A 19,713-nucleotide genomic window follows, 5' to 3' on the forward strand; every position below is an offset into this window, starting at 1 on the left:
ATGGAGAAGATCACCACTCACACCGGAGTCGGCGTCCCGTTGCGTCGCTCGAATGTGGACACCGACCAGATCATTCCGGCCGTCTACTTGAAGCGCGTCACGCGCACCGGCTTCGAGGACGCCCTGTTTGCCGCCTGGCGCGGCGACCAGGACTTCGTCCTCAACCAACCGGAGTACGCGAACGGGTCCGTGCTGGTGGCGGGTCCCGATTTCGGCACGGGCTCCTCGCGTGAGCACGCCGTGTGGGCGCTCAAGGACTACGGCTTCAAGGTGGTCCTCGCCTCACGTTTTGCTGACATCTTCCGTGGCAACTCCGGCAAGCAGGGGCTGGTCGCCGGGATCCTCAGCCAGGAGAACATCGAACTGCTGTGGAAGATGCTCGAATCCGAGCCCGGCAAGCAGATCACCGTGTCTCTTGAAGACCGCACCGTCACGTGTGGGGAGCTCACCGTGCCGTTCGAGATCGACGACTACGTGCGCTGGCGCCTCATGGAGGGTCTGGACGACATCAGCCTGACCCTCAAGCACGAGGCGGACATCACCGCGTTCGAGGCAAAGCGCGATGCGTGGCGCCCCAAGACCCTGCCCGCCAAGACCGAGCCCAAGGTCGACATCGTCGCCGCTCGCCCTATCGAGTAGTTGGGAGGCGAGTGCGAGGCCCTGTCGGGCGGCTAGGGTCGATACGATGAGCCAGGTCACGACCCGTCGCATGCCCGTGCGGCGACCGCCGAGGGCGATGCGCGAGTGGGCCTGGCCCGTCGCGGTCGGTTCCTTCGTGACGTCGGTGTACTGCGTCTACGCCTTCTGGCAGTGGACGCACCTCTCTACCAAGTCGTGGGACCTGGCGATCTTCGCGCAGTTCGCCCAGCGCCTCGCCCGGTTCGAGGCTCCTATCACACCGATCAAGGGCATCGATTTCAACCTCTTCGGTGACCACTTCGACCCGCTCCTCGTCGTCCTCGGCCCGGCCTACGCGCTTTGGCCACACGCCTACACCCTCCTGGTGGTGCAGGCTGCCTGTTTCGGCATCGGTGCCGGCGTGATCACCGCGACCGCGCGGCGGCTGCTCGGCCCTGTGATCGGCGTGCTACTCGGCGTCGCGTTGGGGTTCTCGTGGGGTCTGCAATACGCGGCCGAGGCACAGTTCCACGAGATCGCGCTCGCGATTCCGTTGCTGTCCATGGCCCTTATGGCGCTGATCGAGCGCCGGTGGGCCATGGTCGTGGTGGCGGGCGGCCTGACGGTGTTCGTCAAAGAAGACATGGGGCTCACCATCGCCGTCTTAGGCGCGGTGCTGGCCTGGCGCTCCCGCGAACGCAGGCACCTGTGGCTCACCGCCTGGGGAGCTGGCTGGTTCTTGTTCGGCAACCTCGTGTGGATGCCGCTGTTCAACTCGGAGGGGCAGTGGAACAGGAGCGGCAAGCTTGACGTGCTGGGCACCATCACCGACCCGGAGGTCATGTTCGACCGCAACAAGGTGCTGATCGTCATCGCCTTGATCCTGATCGGGGCGGGGATCGCGCTGAGGTCGCCCGTGGCGCTGCTCCTCGTGCCCACGCTGGCCTGGCGCTTCATGTCCACCGACCACAGCTACTGGGGCTTCGAGTGGCACTACAACGCGGTGCTCATGCCGATCGCGTGTGCCGCGCTCATCGACGGCGTGCTGCTGTTGAGGGCGTCGCCGCGGGCGTGGCTGCGAGGGTATTCCAAGGCGGCCGCCGCGGTGGCGGTCGCCGCCGCGGCGGTACTGATGCCATTCCTGCCCTTGCATGTGCTGGTCGACGAATGGGGCAAGCCCGCCCGGGCCGACGACGCCCGGCTAGTGCTCGCCGCCGTCCCGGAGGGTGCCTCTGTCGAGACGGACACCGGCCTCATTAACTACGTTGTCGACGATCACACCGTCCTGTGGCTGGGAAGGAACAACAACCCGCCGCCGGACTGCGTGCTCGTGGATGCGCGGTTCCACGGCGGTACGCGTGCAACTGATGTGCTTGCGATGGCCGCATCGATGCACCCGGGCATCCGCTACGTCCTCGTCCACGGCGGCGACGTCTTCCAGCTGGCATGCCGGGACGCTAGTGCGAGCAGCAGCGACCTCCCGGCTGCGACTATTCTGGGGGGTCCGTTGCCGCCCTCGCGCTCCTGGAGCATGTCATGACCGATGCACCCGAGCGCTCCCGGGTGCGCGTGAGGTGGGCGGCGCTGCCGCACGCGCAGACCCGCCGCCTCGCGCTGCCTGCGATTGCGTCTAACGTCGCGGTTCCCGTCGCGGGGCTCGTCGACACGGCCATGCTCGGCCACTTCGCGCAGGCGATCGACATCGGCGCCGTGGGGCTCGGCGCGGCCGTCATTTCGACGCTGTTCTGGGTCTTCTCATTTCTGCGTCCTGGAACGACATCCGTGGTCGGGAGGGCCCTTGGCGCCGGCGATGCGGTGGGCGCGGCACGCCACGTGCAGCGCGCCGCGGCCCTCGCCGCCGCGCTATCGGCCGTGTGGCTGGCCCTCCAGTGGCTGATCGTGCCGGCGATTCTTGCGGTCCTCGCGCCGGCAGGGACCGTCCGCGATACCGCGCTGAACTACACGCTGATCCGCGGTCTGTCCCTGCCCGCCCTGTTGGTGACCCTGGTGGTCGCCGGGTACTTCATCGGCGCCCACAACACCCGGGTTCCGCTCGCGGTCGCTACCGCCACCGCCTCCATGAACATCGTTCTCGACTTCCTGTTCGTCGGTGTCTTGGGGTGGGGTGCGACAGGGGCGGCGTGGGGCACGTTCGGCTCCGAATGGGTGGGCGCCGCCCTTGCCGTGACGCTGATGTGGCGGCGCCTGACGCCCGAGCAGCGGCACACTGTTCTCGATTGGCGGGATCGCCAGTTGCGGACCGGGTGGGGAGCGCTGGCCCGCTTCAACTCGGCGCTCATGGCTCGCACCGCCCTGCTCATGGGCGTGGTGACGTTCGTCGCCTCCGTCGGTTCGCGATTCGACACCGAGACGCTTGCTGCCAACGCGATCATGCTGCAGCTCATGCATTTCTCTTCGTACGCGCTCGACGGCTACGCCAACGCGGCCGAGGCGCTTGCGTCGCACGCTGCCGGCAGGGCAGACCCGGGCGGCCTCAACGCCGCCGCGGTGGCATCGGCGCTACCCATGGTGGCGATCGCCGTGGCATTGACTGCGACGTACTGGTGTGCGCGGCATGGAATCCTGGCGCTACTCACGGATCTTCCGAACGTGAGTTCCACGGCCCTCGACTACTGGGGCTACATCGCCGTGTTTCCCCTACTGTCGTGGGGAGCATGGTGGCTCGATGGCATCTATCTGGGGGCGGGAAGATCCGGCCTGATGCTGGTGTCCATGCTCGCCTCGACGCTGCTGGTGTTCTTGCCCGTCCTGGCGGTGGGGGCTGTCGTCACCGGCTCCCTCACGAACGATCACGTGTGGCAGGCCTTCCTCGGCCTCAACGTCGCCCGTCAGGCGACCCTCGCGGCGCTCTACCCTCGCCTTGTCAAGACACTGGCGTAGCCCCGCCGCGACTCGCCCGGGAAGAGTTTTGGCTCGGATTCGGCTTTACTGAGGCATGGCGAACTCAGCGATCGAGCACACCATCCCGGCCGCCCCGGCGCTGAACCGATCATCGTCGGACGCCTGGCGGGTGGTGGCCGCAGCGCTCGTCTGTGGGGCCGCAGTCCTGCTGTTCGCCGTTCACGTGCGGCCGTGGGGCTACCTGCCGCTGGCGGCTGGCGTGGCGCTCGCCTGGGCCGTTGATCGGCTGCTCGCGCGGCACCTCGCACTGATCGCGCTCGGTCAGGCGATCATCTCGACCATCTCGCTGAAGGCCGACCTGTCCAACGCGGGGGTCGCACGGTTTGCTGTGGTGCTCGGCTTGGCGGTCGTGGTGCCGTACGCGATCTCCCGGCGGGCGCTGGGCGCGCGGGTGATCCGATTCCCGATGCGCGGGGGCTGGCCGTGGACGCGGGCGCAGTGGGCGTACATCGGCGTGGTGATCGTTGCGGGCTATCTGATCCTGCCGCACTACTTCATCGGCTCAGGCGTATACCGCAATTGGCCGGACGTGGCCAGCGCGAACGAGATCGCAAGGCTCTTTGTTGGCGTCAACGCGGTGGGCATCTGGGACGAACTCTTCTTTGTGGCCACCGTGTTTGCGTTGCTGCAACGCCACTTTCCCGTGTGGCTGGCGAATCTGTTGCAGGCGGTCGTGTTTGTCTCGTTTCTGTGGGAGCTGGGATACCGGGAGTGGGGGCCGCTGCTCACCGTGCCGTTCGCGCTCGTTCAGGGGTGGATCTTCTCGTGGGCGCGGTCGCTGCCGTATGTCATCACGGTGCACCTGCTGTTCGATGGGGTGGTGTTTGCCGTGTTGGTGCATGCCCACCGTCCCGACCTGCTCGACATCTTTGTGACAGCGCCGTAGGAATCAGTGCCCTACGAATCGGGAACCCAGGAGTCGGCGCACTAGGAGATATCGAGCCACCGCCGGGTGCCGAAACTGCCGAGCGAGGCCCCCGCCACGCGGCTCGCCCACGCCAGCTGATGGGGAAACTCCTGCTCGGACCGTCCCGCCTGAGCGATGGCGACCGCGAGCGCGCCATGGAAGAAGTCCCCGGCGCCCAGTGTGTCGGCAACAGACACCCGCTCCACCGGTACCGCGCCACGGGTGTGCGGCGCCCGGAAGACGATCCCTCGTGCGCCCCGGGTGACCGCGGTGAAGACGGGCCCGCGATCGACCAGATATGCCAGCACACTCACCGGGTCGGGCTGCACCCCTGGCGGCGCGAAGTCTCCGGACACCACGGCAATGTCGACGTGCTCCAGCACGGCGTCCGTGTGCGGCGTGAAACTTCCACCGTCGAACAGGACCGGGATGCCGCGCTCGCGGGCCGCGGACGCGATGGGAAGGGCGAGCGAGGGGTGATAGCCATCACAATGCACCGCGGCCACGCCGTCGAGCGCCCGCGCGATCTCGGCCGCGGACAGGGACGCAGCCGTGGCGCTTGAGGCCGACGACGTAGGCGAGACGATCGCGCGGTCGCCGCTGCCGGCGGTGACCAGAATGGACGCGACCACCGGTGGCGTGTCGACAGGCACCGCCCACACCGTCACGCCGCAGGCCGCAAGGTCGCTGCGGATGATGTCGCTCACCGGGTGGTCCGCCAATGCGGTGATCAGCACCGCCTCACTGCCAAGATGGGCGGCGGCCACCGCGGCATTCGCTGCCGGACCGCCTGCGGCGGTGAGCGAGTCCAGGGCCACGACCTTCTCGTTGCTGTCGGGCAGGCGGTTCACCAACTGGATGACATCGAGGGTCGCGAGGCCCACGAACAGACTCTTCACGGTCATCGCGCGGTCACTGCCAGCCGACCGGCCGCGACGCGGTGCGACACGACGGCGCCTGCGGTAACGAGGAACGCGACGCTCATGTGGCGAATGCTACCCGGAACGCCGCGCCCGACGGCTGACGGCGGTGCTCGGAGCAAAGATGGGGCACGATAGTGACCATGACGGACTCTCTCCGCGTTGATGGCGGTCGTCCCCTGATGGGCGAAATCAACGTACGCGGTGCCAAGAACTTTGTATCCAAGGCGATGGTGGCCGCGCTGTTGGGCTCCACCCCGTCGGTGCTGCGCAACGTCCCCGAGATTCGCGACGTGAATGTCGTGTCGTCACTGCTGAGACTCCACGGCGTGGACGTCGCGTATGACGTGGTGACCGGCGAACTGACGATGGACACGTCACACCTGGCGGTCGCGGACGCCGCGCAGATCGCGGCGCACGCAGGCTCATCGCGCATCCCGATCCTGCTGTGCGGACCGCTTCTCCACCGCCTCGGCGAGGCGGTCATCCCTGACCTGGGCGGCTGCCGCATCGGCGATCGTCCCATCGATTTTCACCTGGAAATCCTCACCAGCTTTGGCGCGACCATCACTCAAGGGGAGGACGGGCTCCACCTGCACGCGCCGCACGGCTTGCATGGCATCCGGTACGAACTCGAGTTTCCATCTGTGGGCGCTACCGAGCAGCTCCTGCTGACGGCAGTGCTGGCCGAGGGTGTGACGACGCTCCACAACGCGGCGGTGGAGCCCGAGATCAAGGACCTCATTGACACGCTGCAGAAGATGGGCGCGATCATCTCGGTGGACACGGACCGATCGATCACGATCGAGGGCGTCAAGCAGCTGCGCGGCTTCGAACACTGGTCCCTCACCGACCGCATCGAGGCCGGATCCTGGGCCGCGGCGGCGCTTGCCACGCGGGGCGACATCTTTGTCCGCGGAGCGCAGCAACGCCACATGGGCATGTTCTTGAACGTGTTCCGCAAGGTCGGTGGCGAATTCGAGGTCACGACCGACGGCATCCGCTTCTTTCACCCGGGAACCGACCTGAAGCCGATCGCGCTGCAGACGGACGTGCACCCCGGCTTCATGACCGACTGGCAACAGCCGCTGGTCGTCGCACTGACGCAGGCGAAGGGCCTCAGCATCGTGCACGAGACGGTGTATGAGAACCGCTTCGGCTTCACCGACGCGCTGGTGAAGATGGGCGCCCACGTGCAGCTGTACAAGGAATGCCTTGGGGATAAGAAGTGCCGTTTTGGCCAGCGGAATTTCAGGCACTCTGCGGTCATCAGCGGGCCCACCCCGCTACGGGCCGCAGACATCGAGGTGCCGGACCTGCGCGGCGGCTTCAGCCACCTGATTGCCGCGCTCGCGGCGGAAGGAACGTCCAACGTGTCCGGCATCGGCATCATCGATCGCGGCTACGAGAACTTCCGTGCCAAGCTTGTGGCGCTAGGCGCGAGCGTCGAGGCGTAGCGACCATGGTCAAGAGGATTCCTCTGCGGAAGCCCCGCGGTCGACTGTACCGGCTGGCGGCCCTGGTGATCCGTTCCGTGCTGCACCTGACCACTCGCAAGGACTGGCATGGCATGAACGACATGCCTGCCGAGGGCGGCTTCATCGCCGTCTCCAACCACGTAACCTATGCCGATCCGCTGACGTTTGCCCACTTTCTGTACAACTCCGGCTACGCGCCCCACTACCTGGCGAAGTCTCCGCTGTTCGAGCTGCCGTTGATCGGCATGATCCTGCGCAAGACCGACCAGATCCCGGTGCATCGCGGCTCGGTGCGGGCCAGGGACGCCGTGGACAGCGGTCTCAAGGTGCTCGACTCGGGCGGAGTGATAGCCATGTTCCCCGAAGGCACGCTGACGCGCGATCCCGATCTGTGGCCCATGGTCGCCCGCACCGGTGCGGCCCGGATGGCGCTGATGACCGGGGTCCCGGTGATCCCTGTCGCCCAGTGGGGCGCACACCGTCTGCTCGGCCGGTACAGCAAGGTCATCAAACCGTTCCCGCGCAAGAAGATCACGGTCAAGGCTGGCCCTCCCATCGAGTTGGACGACTTGCGCGCCGGGCCGCTCGATAACGACGCGTTGCGTGAGGCAAGCACACGCATCATGCAGACCCTCACCGCCATGGTCGAGGAGATGCGGGGCGAAAAGGCCCCAGAGGTGCGCTTCGACATGCGAAAGAAGTCCTCGTAGTGCGCGCCGCGGTGCTGGGCGCCGGAGCGTGGGGGACCACGTTCGCGGCGGTGCTGGCCGACGCCGGTTGCGACGTCATTCTGTGGGGGCGCGATCCCGCCGTGGCGGAGGAGATTGCCGCGACGCGCCGCAACGAGCGTTTCCTGCCGGGCATTGACCTGCCCGCGCGTGTCGCGGGAACGTCCGATGCTGTGGTCGCCTTGGACGGCGCGGAATTGGTGGCGGTGGCGCTACCGTCCCAGCGCGTACGGGCCATCGTGACACCCTTCGCCGACTTGGTGAGTCGCGACTCGATCGTGATTTCCCTCATGAAGGGAATCGAGCGCGGCAGCCATGAGCGCATGAGCCAAGTGCTGGGGGAGGCGTGGGACATCGAGCCCGAACGCCGCGTGGTGGTGTCCGGCCCCAACCTTGCCAAGGAGATCGCGGCCAAGCAGCCCACCGCCACCGTCGTCGCCTCTAAGGCGGAGGCGACTGCGGAGGCCGTCGCTCGCGCGACCGCGTCCGGCTATTTTCGCCCGTACACCAACACCGACGTCATGGGCGTGGAGCTCAGCGGCGCCTACAAGAACATCATTGCGGTTGCCGTCGGCATCGCCGACGGCATGGGCTTCGGTCACAACTCCACCGCAACCGTGATGACCAGGGGTCTTGCCGAGATCACCCGGCTGGGTCTCGCGCTTGATGCGAAGCCCGACACGTTCTTCGGGCTCGCGGGCATGGGGGACCTGATCGCCACCTGCGCGTCCCCGCTGTCGCGCAACCACACGCTGGGCTCGCTCATTGGTGGGGGAGCCGAACTCGCTGAAGCGATCACGCGCACGGGCGGCACCGCCGAGGGCGTGACCACGTCTCAGTCGATTCAGGAGCTGGCGCGAGACCACGGGGTCGACGTTCCGATCTGTGACGCCGTGGTGGCGATGCTGCACGACGGCCAGCCCAAGGAGGCCGTGCTGGGCGCGTTGCTCGCTCGCCCGCGCAAGGCGGAGGGTCTATGAGCGCGTCCCGCCGCACCGTCGCGGTGCTTTTCGGAGGGCGCTCGTCGGAGCACGAGGTCTCCTGCACGACGGCCGGTGGTGTGCTGGGCGCGATCGATCGCGAGCGGTGGGATGTGGTGGCGGTCGGCATCGGGCGCGACGGCTCCTGGACGCTGCAGAGCGATGACCCCTCCCAGTGGTCCCAGACAGAAGACGGCATGCCTCACGTGGTGCCGAGCGAGCACCGGGTGCTGCTGCCCGCGGCCGCGGACACCACGATGTGGCGCCAGGAGCGCGGCGGCGCCGTGACTCCACTGGCACATGTCGATGTCGCGTTTCCGCTGCTGCACGGACCGTGGGGCGAGGACGGCACCATCCAGGGAGCCATGGAACTGCTCGATGTGCGCTATGTCGGGTCGGGTGTGCTGGCCTCCGCCATGGGCATGGACAAGCAGTTCATGAAGTCCGCCTTCAGGGCGCAGGGCCTGCCCGTGGCGGACGATGTGGTGTTGGCGCCGGGCGAGTCCCCGGACGCCGTGCGAGAGCAGATCGAGGCGCTCGGCCTGCCCGTATTTGTGAAGCCGGCACGCGCCGGCTCCAGCATGGGGATCTCGCGCGTCGACTCCTGGGACCAGTTGCACGCTGCGGTGGCCGACGCCGTCAAGCACGACCCGAAGGTGTTGATCGAACGCGGCATGAGCGGGCGGGAGATCGAGACTGCCGTGCTGGGCGCCCGAGATGGCGTGCGCACCTCGCTGCCGGGGGAGATCGTCACGGGCGGTGGCCACGCGTTTTATGACTTCGAGGCCAAGTACTTTGACGCGGCTCACGTGCGACTCGACTGCCCTGCGGACCTTCCCGCCGACGATGCCGCGCACATCCGGACCCTCGCGGCGCGCGCCTATGCGTCGGTCGCGGCGGAGGGCCTCGCGCGTGTGGACGTGTTTTACGCCCCCGATGGCACCGTCACGGTCAACGAGATCAATACCATGCCCGGGTTTACGCCCACCAGCATGTATCCGCGCATGTGGGCGGCCTCGGGCATGACGTACCCCGACCTCGTCGAAGAACTGATGCAGGCCGCGTTGGCGCGGCCCGCCGGACTGCGCTGACGCCCGGGCTCGCGGCTCGATGAACTCTCGGCGCGCCCCACGGGGATAGGGTCGAAGCAGACGTCAACGGAAGGAGCAGGCACGATGCCTACTATCGCCATTGCGGGGGCTGGCCCGGGACTGGGAGCGGCCGTTGCGCGCAGATTCGGACGTGAGGGATTCGCGGTTGCGCTGATCTCTCGCGATCAGGCCAAGCTGGACGGACTCGCCCAGGAACTCACATCCGAGGGAATCACGGCCCGCGGCTTCGCCGCCGACGTACTCGAACCGGCGCAACTGTCCGCCGCGCTCGAAGCCGCGGCCGCCGAACTGGGACGCATCACGGTGCTGCAGTACAGCCCGCTGCCGTTCCGCAGCTTCCTGAAGCCCGTGTTGGAGACCCCTCCGGAGCTCGCCCTCGAGGCACTGCAGTTCTCGCTGTTTGGCCTGATGCATGCGGTGGGGTCCGTGCTCCCTGCGATGCGTGAGGCGGGCAGCGGCAGCATCGTCCTCATCAACGGCGGCACGTCCGTCAAGGCCCGTGCCGACTTTGCGGGCACGTCCATCGCCTTCCCGGCCGAGAGCGCCTACGGCGAGATGCTGCACGACGCGCTCGAGGACGAGGGAATTCGCGTGGCGCAGCTCGTCATTCCCGGTGGCATCCCCAAGCTCAATCTGCCGAACGGCATCGACGACGTCGCGGAGCGGATTTGGTCGCTTCACGCCGCGCCGGGACCGTTCCGCGAGATGCTGATCCCGCTGGAGGAAGGGCGAGAGTAGCCCTAGCGGCACTCCAGGCCAGAAGGCTCGGCCAGCGTCGCGGACGGGCTGAAGACCGCGAGGATCTCTCCGACCGCCTGGTCGGCACGCATCTTGGGGATCACCACTTCCATCGCGGGAGTGCGCCCGAACGCGGTCGCCCGCCACACGTCGGCCTCCTCCACCACCAACCAGTCGGCCGACGCCGCAGGGGTGTCGATCGCCACGCAGCGCTCGTTCGACGGGCCGGGAACCTCCACTCCGCATCGGACGGTGATGCGCGGCTCGTCGCCATAGGAGGCGGTCGCCTGTGACGACGTCTCGTGCCGCTGAAGACCGCCCACCTCGTCGGGGATGCCGAGCATGACGGCGGCGCACCCCGGGTCGCCAGCGTAGGGCGCCGGTTCCACCACGATGGGAGCGGTGCACCCCGAGACGGCCCACACCAGGATCACTGCCGGCAACGGAAGTGAACGACGCATGGCACCAGCCTAGGCGGCGCGAGACGGCAGTCATCACGAGCGGGGTGCGCGGCTCGGTAGTCTGTGAGGGACCCAAGGGAGATCATGAACAACGAAGAATCCGTGCCGCTGCTTGTCAACCCCCATGAGTCGTACCCCAAGCCGTCGTCGCTTCGGCATTGGTCGGTCCCGATCATCATCAACCTCGCCGTCGCCGTCGCGGTATTCGCCATTCTCGAAGGCGGGATTCGCTACGCGGTGGTCGCCGTGCTGGTGGCCGGCGGACTCGTGACGGCTCGCACGTACTGGGTCTCCGGCGAGTTGGCGACGGGGCGCATCTCCTTGCTCGACGGCCGTGTTCAGGACGGCAAGTGGCAGCTCGCCGGCCTGTCGAACGTGGTCTCCGCGCGCACGTGGGTGACGTTCGACGGCGGGGGAGTGCTGAGGCTGTCCCGCACCGGCCCGGTGGGTGCGCGCGCGTACATCGTCTCCGATGGCCGCGCATCGACCGGGTTCCGTTCGGCGGTGGACTGGGATGAGCACAACGCCCCCTCCCTGATCGATGCCGCCCGCGAGCACGGGTACACCGTGCGCTTCGAGGAGTGACGTGACCACCATCGGCGAGATGGGCGAAGACGCGCTCATCGATCTCTTTGCACCCCGGCTTCCCGACACCGACGCCGCCCTCCTGGGTCCGGGTGACGATGCCGCGGTCTTGTCCGTCGACGGCAACCTGGTGGTCTCCTCCGACATGCTGATCGAGGGCAGGCACTTTCGACGCGAGTGGAGCACCGCCGCCGACGTCGGGTGGCGCGCCGCGATGCAGAACATTGTCGACATCGACGCGATGGGCGCCGTTCCCACCGCGCTGCAGGTGATGCTGGCGGCCCCACCTGACACGGACGTGGAGTGGGTGCTCGGGTTCGCCGACGGGCTGCGCGAGGCGTGCGAGCCGCACGGCGTCGGCGTGGTGGGCGGCGACCTGTCGGGGGCGAGCGAGATCGCGATTTCGGTGACTGCCCTCGGCGAGACCCACGGCGTGGAACCCGTCACCCGTGCCGATGCCGCGCCGGGCGACATCGTCGCGGTGTCGGCGCCCCTGGGCGCGGCGGCTGCGGGACTGGCCCTGCTGACGGCCGGAACCGGGGAGGGGCTCGAGGCCATCGGGCTGTTTCTTCGCCCTCGACCCCTCATCGGCGCCGGCCTCGAGGCGGCGCTGCGCGGGGCCACCGCGATGATGGACGTTTCCGACGGGCTGCTGCGCGACGCTGGACGCATGGCGAGGGCGTCGGAGGCGGGTCTCGATATCGAGAGCGCCTCCGTGCCAGTGCACCCCGCCGCGACCGAGGCCGGGCGTGTGCTTGGCGTCGGTGCCCTCGCATGGGCTCTGACGGGCGGCGAGGACCACTGCCTCCTGGCAACCTTCCCCGCGGGCGCGTTCCTGCCGGACGGATGGACGCAGGTGGGCGTGGTGACCGACGGGTATCAGGGAGTGCGACTGGACGGCGCGATTCCCGATGCGCTGGGCTGGGATCACTTCGGCGCGTGATGTGGCGCGCCACGCGCGGGGGCGCGGCTAACCTGGGAGCGTGAGCAAGGACCGCGGGGACAAGCCGCGCCGAGTGGCACTCGCGCTCGGTTCGGGAGGCGCGCGAGGCTACGCGCACATCGGCGTGATCGAGGAGATCGAGGCGCGCGGCTGGGAGATTGTCGGCATCGCTGGCAGTTCGATGGGCGCCGTGATCGGCGGCCTGTATGTCGCCGGCGGGATGGAGAGCTACCGCGACTGGGTGGTCGGGCTTGGGCGCAGGGATGTCATCCGTCTCATGGACGTCTCGGTGGGCGGCGCTGGCCTATTGCGCGCCTCCAAGGTGATGTCCAAAGTCAACGACCACTTGGGCGACCTCAACATCGAGGACGCCCGCATCCCGTACACCGCCATCGCGGTGGACCTGGTGAGCGAACGCGAGATCTGGTTCACCTCCGGGCCCATGATCGACGCCATTCGCGGCTCCATCGCTATTCCGTCCGTGTTCACTCCGCTCGTCAAGAACGGCATGGTCTTGGCCGACGGCGGGCTACTGAACCCCGTACCCGTGACGCCTTTGGCCAACGTGCATTCCGACGCGATCATCGCCGTCAATCTTTCCGGAACGGCCGGGAATCGTCCCGGACCGCCGCCCGAACCGGGAAGTGGAGGGCGCCTGCCCAGGTTCAAGCTCTCGTCGCTACCGGATGTGCTTGAACCGACCGTTCGCGCGTTGCTCCAGAGCCGAGACAAGCCCGAAGGCGCGGCGAAGTCCGCACCCGAAGCGCGAACCATCGACCTGAGCGCCCTCGATGTGGTGGACCGCTCGTTGCACCTGATGCAGGACGCCGTCATGCGGTACCGACTCGCAGCGTACCCGCCAGACGTGCAGATCGACATCCCGGTCGACGCGTGCGGAACTCTGGACTTTCACCGTGCCAAAGAGCTCATCGCACTGGGACGCAAGCGCGCCATTGCCGTCTTCGACGCCTGGGACGAGGCATCGGCGCCGCCCTCGTAGCATCGGGCGCCTGAAACCTCTCGCCTGGAAAACACCACGGGCGCCTTCCGCAGTGGAAGACGCCCGGTATGGGGTGAGAGAATCTCACTCAGACGTTGCGCACAACCTTGCCGGCCTTGAGGCATGAGGTGCACACGTTGAGGCGCTTGGGGCTACCGGCCACCACCGCGCGCACGCGCTGGATGTTCGGGTTCCAGCGGCGCTTGGTCCGGCGGTGCGAGTGGGAAATGGAGTGCCCGAAGGACGGGCCCTTGCCACAAACGTCGCAATTGGCTGCCACGATGGTTCTCCTAGAGTCTTGAGCGCGCGGTACCTCATCAAGGTCGCGCCAGGTTGAATGCCCGCGTCCGGGCAACCGCACTAGGGTATCCGAGAAGGACCCGGATTGCCAATCAGGAGCGGCGCCCTCAGGGGCGTCCGATCGAGAGCACAGGAGGACCATGCCGGCCGAGTCGCACGAACTGCGCCACTGGCTGGCCTCCGGCGCGCACGCGATCAAACGGGCGCGCGGCCGACTCGACGCCATCAACGTGTTCCCGGTGCCGGACTCCGACACGGGCACCAACATGTATCTGACGCTGCAAGAGGGCAATCGTGCCGTCGCCAAGCTGCCGCCGAGTGCGAGCCACCGCGAGGTAGTGGCGGCTTTCGCGCGCGGCGCGCTCCTGGGAGCCCGCGGCAACTCGGGCGTGATCGTGTCGCAGTACCTCAGCGCCTTCCTCAAGCACGTGGACCAGGCTGGCGGGCTGAGCAGCGCCAGGCCCGCCTCGATCGCCAGGGCACTGCAGGAGGCGGCCGATGCGGCGTACGCCGCCGTGGGGGCACCCGTCGAGGGAACTATCCTGTCGGTAGCCCAGGCGGCCTCGCATGGTGCCGCGGCGGCGGTGGCGGCCCGAGCACATCGCAACGAGGTGATTGTCGCCGCCGTGACGTCGGCCCGCGCCGCGCTGCGCTCGACAAGCGATGAACTTCCCGCCGCCCGCGCGGCCGGTGTGGTCGACGCCGGGGCCGCGGGGTTGGTGCTCCAACTGGAGATGCTGGCCGAGACCTTGGCGGGCAGCGACGCTCTGCAGGGCCTCGAATATGTCGAGTGGGAACTCGCGTCGACCGGCAAGGGAGTGGTGGCGGTTCCGGTACACCACGAGCATCACGATGCTGGCGGCGCCTACGAGGTCATGTTTGTGGGGGTCGCTCCGCCGCGGGGCGCCAGCGGCGCCGCGGCCCAGGACCACAATCTCGCCCAAGCGCTGGCCGCATTGGGTGACTCGGTGGCGGTGACCGAGAGCCACGGGCTGGTGCACGCCCACGTCCATACCAATGTGCCCGACGAAGCGGTTGAGCAGGGCATCGCCCACAGTGCGCGGCAGATTCTGGTGAGCGCCATCGCGCTGGGCGACGCGCGTGAGCCCAGTGAGCCCGGGTACGGCACCGGCATGGTCGCGCTGACGTCGTGCCCGGGGCTCGCGGCGCCGCTGGCCGACGCCGGAGCGGTCGTCCTGGTGGTCCCCGACCCGACCCGGCTCAAGAGGCGAGAGTTGCGTCGGGCCGTGCGCCAGGCATCGGCGCGTGGCGTGGTGATAGCCGCAGGGAACGAGCAGTTGTATGCGGCCGCGGAGGAACTCGCGGGACGCAAGGGCGCGGGGGACGTGGTGGTGTTGCCCGCGCAGCACGAGGCGCAGGTCATCGCGGCCATTGCGGCGGGCGCAACCGTCACCCCGGGTGAGCCGCTCGCCGACGTGATGCGCGACGCCGTGTTGCGCTGCGACGTGGCGAGATCGAGTCCCGATGCGATCGATGACGACGCCGACCGGCTTCTTCGTCCCGACACCGAGGTGATCACCCTGGTCTTCGCCCTGGGCGTCTCGGACGCCACTGCGGACTCGGTCCGCCTCTCAGCGGAGGCCATCTGTCCCCAGGCGGATGTGAATGTCTACCAGGGTGGCCATGTGTGGCCGGGAGTGCTGCTGGGCGTGGAGAGGGGCGCGTGAGCGACGTGCTCGAGGAGTCGCTGGCCACGGTGCTCGGCTCTCGCACGTCGGGATCGCTCGCCAAACTCGGCCTGATGACTGTCGAGGACCTGCTGAGGCATTACCCGCGCCGGTATGGGATTCCCGGGGAGCTCACGGACATGGGTGCGCTCAGGCTCGGCGAGCACGTGACCGTCATGGCGGAGGTCCGCTCGACCACGGTGCGCCCGATGCGGTCGCGCGGCGGCGCCATGCTGGAGGCGATCGTGACGGACGGGCGCGACACGCTGCAGCTCACGTTCTTTGCCAAGCGCACGGGCGTGCTGAGGATGCACGAGGACAAGCTGCGCGCGGGCCGCACCGGGCTGTTCACGGGCACGGTGGGCGACTACCGCGGGCGGCGGCAGCTGGTGCACCCGGACTACCTCATCGTCGGCCTGGACGCCGCCGATGCGGAAGAGGCGACGATCGAGGCGTCGCGTCCCATCCCCATCTATCCCGCCGCCGCGTCCGTGCCCACGTGGCGCATCGGCCGATCCGTGCGCACCGTCCTTGACCCGCTCACCGAGGCCGACGTTCCCGACCCGATTCCCCAGCCCTTGAGGGACCTCCACCGCCTGCCGACGCTGCTCGAGGCGTTGCGTGGGGTGCACGTGCCGGATGACCTTGACCACGTCAAGCGCTCCCAGCATCGGCTGAAGTACGAGGAGGCGCTGGTGCTTCAGACCGCGCTTGCCAGGCGCCGTGCGGATCGCGAGTCGCATTCGGCGGTCCCTCGGGCGGCGGCGGGCGGCGGCCTGCTGGAGGCCTTCGACGCGCGCGTGCCTTTCCCCCTGACCCAGGGCCAGATCGAGGTGGGTCGGGAGATCTCGGCCGACCTTGAGCGCGCGACCCCGATGCTGCGCCTGCTCCAAGGCGACGTGGGCGCCGGCAAGACCGTGGTGGCGCTGAGGGCCATGCTCGCGGTGGTCGATGCCGGGGGCCAGGCGGCGCTGCTCGCGCCCACCGAGGTGCTGGCCGCCCAGCACGAACGCACGCTTCGCGACCTGCTGGGCCCTCTCGCCGACGGAGGGACGCTGGGCGGCGCGGATGGCGCCACTCGCGTGGCGCTCCTCACCGGCTCTCAGGGTGCGGCCCGCAAACGGCAGGCGCTCGCGGACGCCGCCTCGGGAGCCGCCGGAATCGTGGTGGGCACGCACGCGCTGCTGAGCGACACCGTGCAGTTCGCGGACCTGGGCCTGGTGGTGGTCGACGAGCAGCACCGCTTTGGCGTGGAGCAGCGCGACCAGTTGCGCGCTCGCGGCACGAGCGTTCCGCACACGCTGGTGATGACCGCGACGCCCATCCCGCGCACGGTCGCCATGACGGTGTTTGGGGACCTCGAGACGTCGGTGCTGACCGAGCGGCCGGCCGGGCGCGCCGAGACCGTGACCCACGTGGTCCCGGCGGACAACTCCGCATGGATGAGTCGCATCTGGCAGCGCATGCGCGAGGAGATCGATGCGGGCAGGCGGGCATACGTGGTGTGCCCGCGCATCGAGGGCGACCAGCCGGAGGACGACGCCGAACCGGACCCCGTGGACGAGGATCCGCGGGCGCTCGAGGCGGGCGAGGAGCCTGCCGCGGCGGCGCGACCGCCGCTCGAAGCTGTGGTGGATGTCGCCGAACGGCTACGTCACCTGCCGGCGCTGGAGGGCATCGGCATCGGCGAGATGCACGGTCGGCTCACCGGTGAGCAGAAGGACGCCGCCATGGCCGCCTTTGTCGACGGCGCCACCCCCATTCTCGTGTCGACCACGGTGATCGAGGTGGGTGTGGACGTGCCGCAGGCGAGCACCATGGTGGTGCTCGATGCCGAACACTTTGGGATCTCGCAGTTGCACCAGTTGAGGGGCCGAGTGGGCCGTGCGAGCGAGCCTGGGCTGTGCCTGTTGGTGACCCATGCTCAAGAAGGCACTCCGTCGCTTGAACGACTCACCGCGGTCGCGTCGACCAGCGACGGCTTCGCCCTTGCTGAGAAGGACCTTGAACTGCGCCGAGAGGGGGATGTGCTGGGTGCGGCGCAATCCGGCGGGCGCAACTCGCTCCGGCTGCTGCGGGTGCTCCGCGACGCGGACGTGCTGGGGGTGGCGCGCGACGACGCACGCGGGCTGGTCGACCGTGACCCGACCCTTGCGCAGAGCCCCGCTTTGGCGCAGGCGATTGCCGTGTGGCTCGGGGAGCGTGAGGAGTTCTTGGAGCGAACCTGAAAGTTGGCAAAGTCGGTCGGAGGGTCGTCGTGGGCGTTCTTTTCGTCCTGCGGGGAAGACGTCGCTTGGCAAATCGGCTGAATGAGGCCCCGTCGCTAACAAGGAGAACCCTGTTAGCTCAGGACTCCACAAGATGAGGCGGCTGCTTCGGGGGCCGCTTTCTTGCGTTGAGGGCGGATTTGCCCACGACGCGCCTCAACAACCTCATGCCCCGGCCGATAAGGTAAGAATCAGGCGCTTTTCGAAAATGGCGAGATGGGGTGCCCGTGAGGTCGAGGCTGCTGACGCTCATCCTTCTCCTTCGACGGCGCCCGTCTGGCGACAGGGAGGCCTCCCTCCCTCACCTTGCGCGCGCGCGTGCCGGGCCAGATTCCACGCCGATCGTGAGCACGCTGCTGTTCTCAGTCATGACCGCGGCCTTGACGATCCTGATCGCCATGAGAGGCGGAGCCCCCACCACCCTGGGCCATCTGTTTTACATTCCGATTCTCTATGTGGCGATCAGACACGGAGTCAAAGCCGCCGCGCTCGCAGGCGCCGTTGCCGGTTTGGCCGTGGGTCCTTGGATGCCGTCGTCCATACCTGGTCACGAGCATCAGACGCTCGGAGGCTGGTTGGTGAGGCTTGCGCTCTTCGTTCTTGTGGGATGCGTGGCCGCATTTCTTGCCAGGTCCGATTCGCGTTCACTCGACATGGTGGCGCGCGACCTGTACGTCGCGCAGCGTTTGCGCGCCGCGGTGCGGTTTCATCAGATCCGCGTGCATTATCAGCCGTTGATCGACCTGACGGATGGCCAGGTGGTCGGCTTCGAGGCGCTGTGTCGTTGGCGCGACTCGAAGGGCAGGGAAATTCCGCCGCACCGGTTCATTCCCGAGGCGGAGCGGGCCGGAGTCATCACGGCGGTGGGAAGGCAGGTGCTCCACCAGGCGGTCGATCAGGCCCACTATTGGGTCGGCCATGGGCGCCCTGGCCTGCTGATGACCGTCAACGTCTCCACCGTGCAATTGAGCGACCCCGCGTTCCTTGCGGACCTGGTACGACTCGTCCCAGCTGACGCAACCGAACGGTTCCAGTTGGGCCTCGAGATCACGGAGACCGCGATCATCGAGGATCCACAAAGTGCGCTCACGTTCCTTCGTGCGGCGCGAGAACTTGGTATCACGATTGCGGTCGATGACTTCGGCACGGGTCAATCGTCGCTGGCATACTTGGCCGATTTCCCCATCGACATCATCAAGATCGACCGATCGTTTGTGGCTTCGATGGGAACCGACCCCAAGAGCCACTCCCTGGTTGGCGCGATAGTGCAGATGGCGCACTCGCTCGGGGCACTGACCATTGCCGAGGGAATCGAGACGCCGGAGCAGTTGAGGGCGCTGGCGGCGCTTGGCTGTTCCCTGGGTCAGGGCTATTACCTCGGTTTTCCCGATGCGCCGGACGCGGTTGATTGGGGGCGTCGAGACATGGCTCCCGCGACGAGTCGCCGGTCGGGCACGGATTCCTGGGCGTAGTTCCTCGGGACGTTGGTGGCGTGACTGGTCGCAGTGCGCGGTTGCTGGGCGGGCGTCACCGCCCGCCTGCCTTCCGGGCGTCGTGCCCGGGTCGTTGTGGTGTGGGCTTTCCACAGGGTGTTGTGCCTGGTAGGTGTGTGTCTGATGTTTCTGGTTGACTGTTCTTGTGGCTATTGAGGCGGCGGAGATCGAGCGGGTGAGTTCCCTGGTGGGGGAGTTGGCGCGTCGTGATGTGTCAGACCTGTTGCAGGGTGATTTGTTGGCGGTGCACGATGCTGTGGCGAGGTTGGGGCGCGTGACGGGCACGTTGCAGGCACGCTTCGCGGGGGAGATTGCACGTTGTTCCGCACCGGACCTGCCGGGGGGTGGTTTGGCACGTCGGCAGGGGTTCGGTAACGCCGGGCAGATGGTGTCGAAGGTGACGGGGGGAACTACGGCGGGGGCGTGGCGTGCCATTGAGGTGGGGTTGGCGCTGATGCCCGTGGTGGTGCCGCCTACTGCGGGTGCCGACGCAGCGACCGACTCCACTTATCCCGATGCTGGCTTTGCCCCGGTTTGGTGGACACCTTGTAAGAGAGGATGTCCATTATGGGA

The 19,713-nt window shown here is 67.9% G+C and carries 18 protein-coding genes; 15 read left to right on the forward strand and 3 right to left on the reverse strand.

The features are described from left to right. The 4 genes from leuD to QZZ29_RS11435 are packed head-to-tail and all read left to right on the forward strand — an operon-like array spanning window position 1 to window position 4,426. Window positions 1-639 carry a 3-isopropylmalate dehydratase small subunit gene (leuD, locus tag QZZ29_RS11420; RefSeq protein WP_291383395.1) on the forward strand — a complete coding sequence of 213 codons (639 nt, stop codon included), beginning with the start codon at window positions 1-3 and terminating at the stop codon, window positions 637-639. 46 nt (window positions 640-685) lie between these two features. Further along, window positions 686-2,158 carry a DUF2079 domain-containing protein gene (locus QZZ29_RS11425; protein ID WP_291383397.1) on the forward strand — a complete coding sequence of 491 codons (1,473 nt, stop codon included), beginning with the start codon at window positions 686-688 and terminating at the stop codon, window positions 2,156-2,158. After that, window positions 2,155-3,519, forward strand: coding sequence for an MATE family efflux transporter (locus QZZ29_RS11430; protein ID WP_291383398.1), 1,365 nt, complete (start codon window positions 2,155-2,157; stop codon window positions 3,517-3,519). Before QZZ29_RS11425 ends, QZZ29_RS11430 begins: the two co-directional genes overlap by 4 nt. A 55-nt stretch (window positions 3,520-3,574) precedes the next feature. After that, complete coding sequence (locus QZZ29_RS11435) at window positions 3,575-4,426, forward strand: CPBP family glutamic-type intramembrane protease (RefSeq protein ID WP_291383400.1); 852 nt, start codon at window positions 3,575-3,577, stop codon at window positions 4,424-4,426. Window positions 4,427-4,467: 41 nt separating this feature from the next. Here the strand turns inward: QZZ29_RS11435 and QZZ29_RS11440 are convergent, their stop codons facing one another. Beyond that, complete coding sequence (locus tag QZZ29_RS11440) at window positions 4,468-5,352, reverse strand: PfkB family carbohydrate kinase (RefSeq protein WP_291383402.1); 885 nt, start codon at window positions 5,350-5,352, stop codon at window positions 4,468-4,470. 158 nt (window positions 5,353-5,510) lie between these two features. On the opposite strand from QZZ29_RS11440, the gene murA reads away from it, so the two are divergent. The 5 genes from murA (at window position 5,511) to QZZ29_RS11465 (ending at window position 10,403) form a co-directional block, all read left to right on the forward strand. Next, window positions 5,511-6,824 carry a UDP-N-acetylglucosamine 1-carboxyvinyltransferase gene (gene murA / locus QZZ29_RS11445; protein WP_291383403.1) on the forward strand — a complete coding sequence of 438 codons (1,314 nt, stop codon included), beginning with the start codon at window positions 5,511-5,513 and terminating at the stop codon, window positions 6,822-6,824. Between the two features lie 5 nt (window positions 6,825-6,829). Beyond that, window positions 6,830-7,555, forward strand: coding sequence for a lysophospholipid acyltransferase family protein (locus QZZ29_RS11450; RefSeq protein WP_291383406.1), 726 nt, complete (start codon window positions 6,830-6,832; stop codon window positions 7,553-7,555). Beyond that, a complete protein-coding gene (locus QZZ29_RS11455; protein ID WP_291383407.1) occupies window positions 7,555-8,553 on the forward strand; it encodes an NAD(P)H-dependent glycerol-3-phosphate dehydrogenase in 999 nt (332 codons plus the stop codon). The genes QZZ29_RS11450 and QZZ29_RS11455 overlap by 1 nt, the downstream gene beginning before the upstream one ends. After that, the gene (locus tag QZZ29_RS11460) at window positions 8,550-9,644 is read left to right on the forward strand and encodes a D-alanine--D-alanine ligase family protein (protein WP_291383409.1); all 1,095 of its coding nucleotides are present in this window, start codon (window positions 8,550-8,552) and stop codon (window positions 9,642-9,644) included. Before QZZ29_RS11455 ends, QZZ29_RS11460 begins: the two co-directional genes overlap by 4 nt. Window positions 9,645-9,728: 84 nt before the next feature. After that, window positions 9,729-10,403 carry an SDR family NAD(P)-dependent oxidoreductase gene (locus tag QZZ29_RS11465; RefSeq protein ID WP_291383411.1) on the forward strand — a complete coding sequence of 225 codons (675 nt, stop codon included), beginning with the start codon at window positions 9,729-9,731 and terminating at the stop codon, window positions 10,401-10,403. Between the two features lie 2 nt (window positions 10,404-10,405). Here the strand turns inward: QZZ29_RS11465 and QZZ29_RS11470 are convergent, their stop codons facing one another. Beyond that, window positions 10,406-10,864 (reverse strand): DUF3515 family protein, encoded by a 459-nt coding sequence (locus tag QZZ29_RS11470; RefSeq protein ID WP_291383412.1) that lies wholly within the window; start codon window positions 10,862-10,864, stop codon window positions 10,406-10,408. A gap of 84 nt (window positions 10,865-10,948) precedes the next feature. On the opposite strand from QZZ29_RS11470, the gene QZZ29_RS11475 reads away from it, so the two are divergent. Genes QZZ29_RS11475 through QZZ29_RS11485 form a run of 3 tightly spaced genes read left to right on the forward strand, consistent with a single transcriptional unit; the run spans window position 10,949 to window position 13,392 of the window. After that, the gene (locus tag QZZ29_RS11475; RefSeq protein WP_291383413.1) at window positions 10,949-11,449 is read left to right on the forward strand and encodes a hypothetical protein; all 501 of its coding nucleotides are present in this window, start codon (window positions 10,949-10,951) and stop codon (window positions 11,447-11,449) included. A gap of 1 nt (window position 11,450) precedes the next feature. Next, complete coding sequence (locus QZZ29_RS11480; protein WP_291383414.1) at window positions 11,451-12,392, forward strand: thiamine-phosphate kinase; 942 nt, start codon at window positions 11,451-11,453, stop codon at window positions 12,390-12,392. A 40-nt stretch (window positions 12,393-12,432) separates the two neighbouring features. Next, window positions 12,433-13,392 carry a patatin-like phospholipase family protein gene (locus tag QZZ29_RS11485; RefSeq protein WP_291383416.1) on the forward strand — a complete coding sequence of 320 codons (960 nt, stop codon included), beginning with the start codon at window positions 12,433-12,435 and terminating at the stop codon, window positions 13,390-13,392. Window positions 13,393-13,480: 88 nt separating this feature from the next. Here QZZ29_RS11485 and rpmB read toward each other — a convergent pair whose 3' ends face one another. Next, window positions 13,481-13,672, reverse strand: coding sequence for a 50S ribosomal protein L28 (rpmB, locus tag QZZ29_RS11490; protein WP_291383418.1), 192 nt, complete (start codon window positions 13,670-13,672; stop codon window positions 13,481-13,483). A 160-nt stretch (window positions 13,673-13,832) separates the two neighbouring features. On the opposite strand from rpmB, the gene QZZ29_RS11495 reads away from it, so the two are divergent. The 3 genes from QZZ29_RS11495 to QZZ29_RS11505 all read left to right on the forward strand — a co-directional run bounded on the left by QZZ29_RS11495 (window position 13,833) and on the right by QZZ29_RS11505 (window position 19,119). Then, window positions 13,833-15,380, forward strand: a complete 1,548-nt coding sequence (locus QZZ29_RS11495; protein WP_291383420.1) for a DAK2 domain-containing protein — start codon at window positions 13,833-13,835, stop codon at window positions 15,378-15,380. 5 nt (window positions 15,381-15,385) lie between these two features. Then, window positions 15,386-17,608, forward strand: coding sequence for an ATP-dependent DNA helicase RecG (locus QZZ29_RS11500; RefSeq protein WP_291383424.1), 2,223 nt, complete (start codon window positions 15,386-15,388; stop codon window positions 17,606-17,608). Window positions 17,609-17,991: 383 nt separating this feature from the next. Further along, window positions 17,992-19,119, forward strand: a complete 1,128-nt coding sequence (locus QZZ29_RS11505; RefSeq protein WP_291383422.1) for an EAL domain-containing protein — start codon at window positions 17,992-17,994, stop codon at window positions 19,117-19,119. Window positions 19,120-19,713: the final 594 nt, after the last annotated feature.

It is taken from the genome of Demequina sp. (assembly GCF_016278765.1).
Lineage (GTDB): Bacteria > Actinomycetota > Actinomycetes > Actinomycetales > Demequinaceae > Demequina.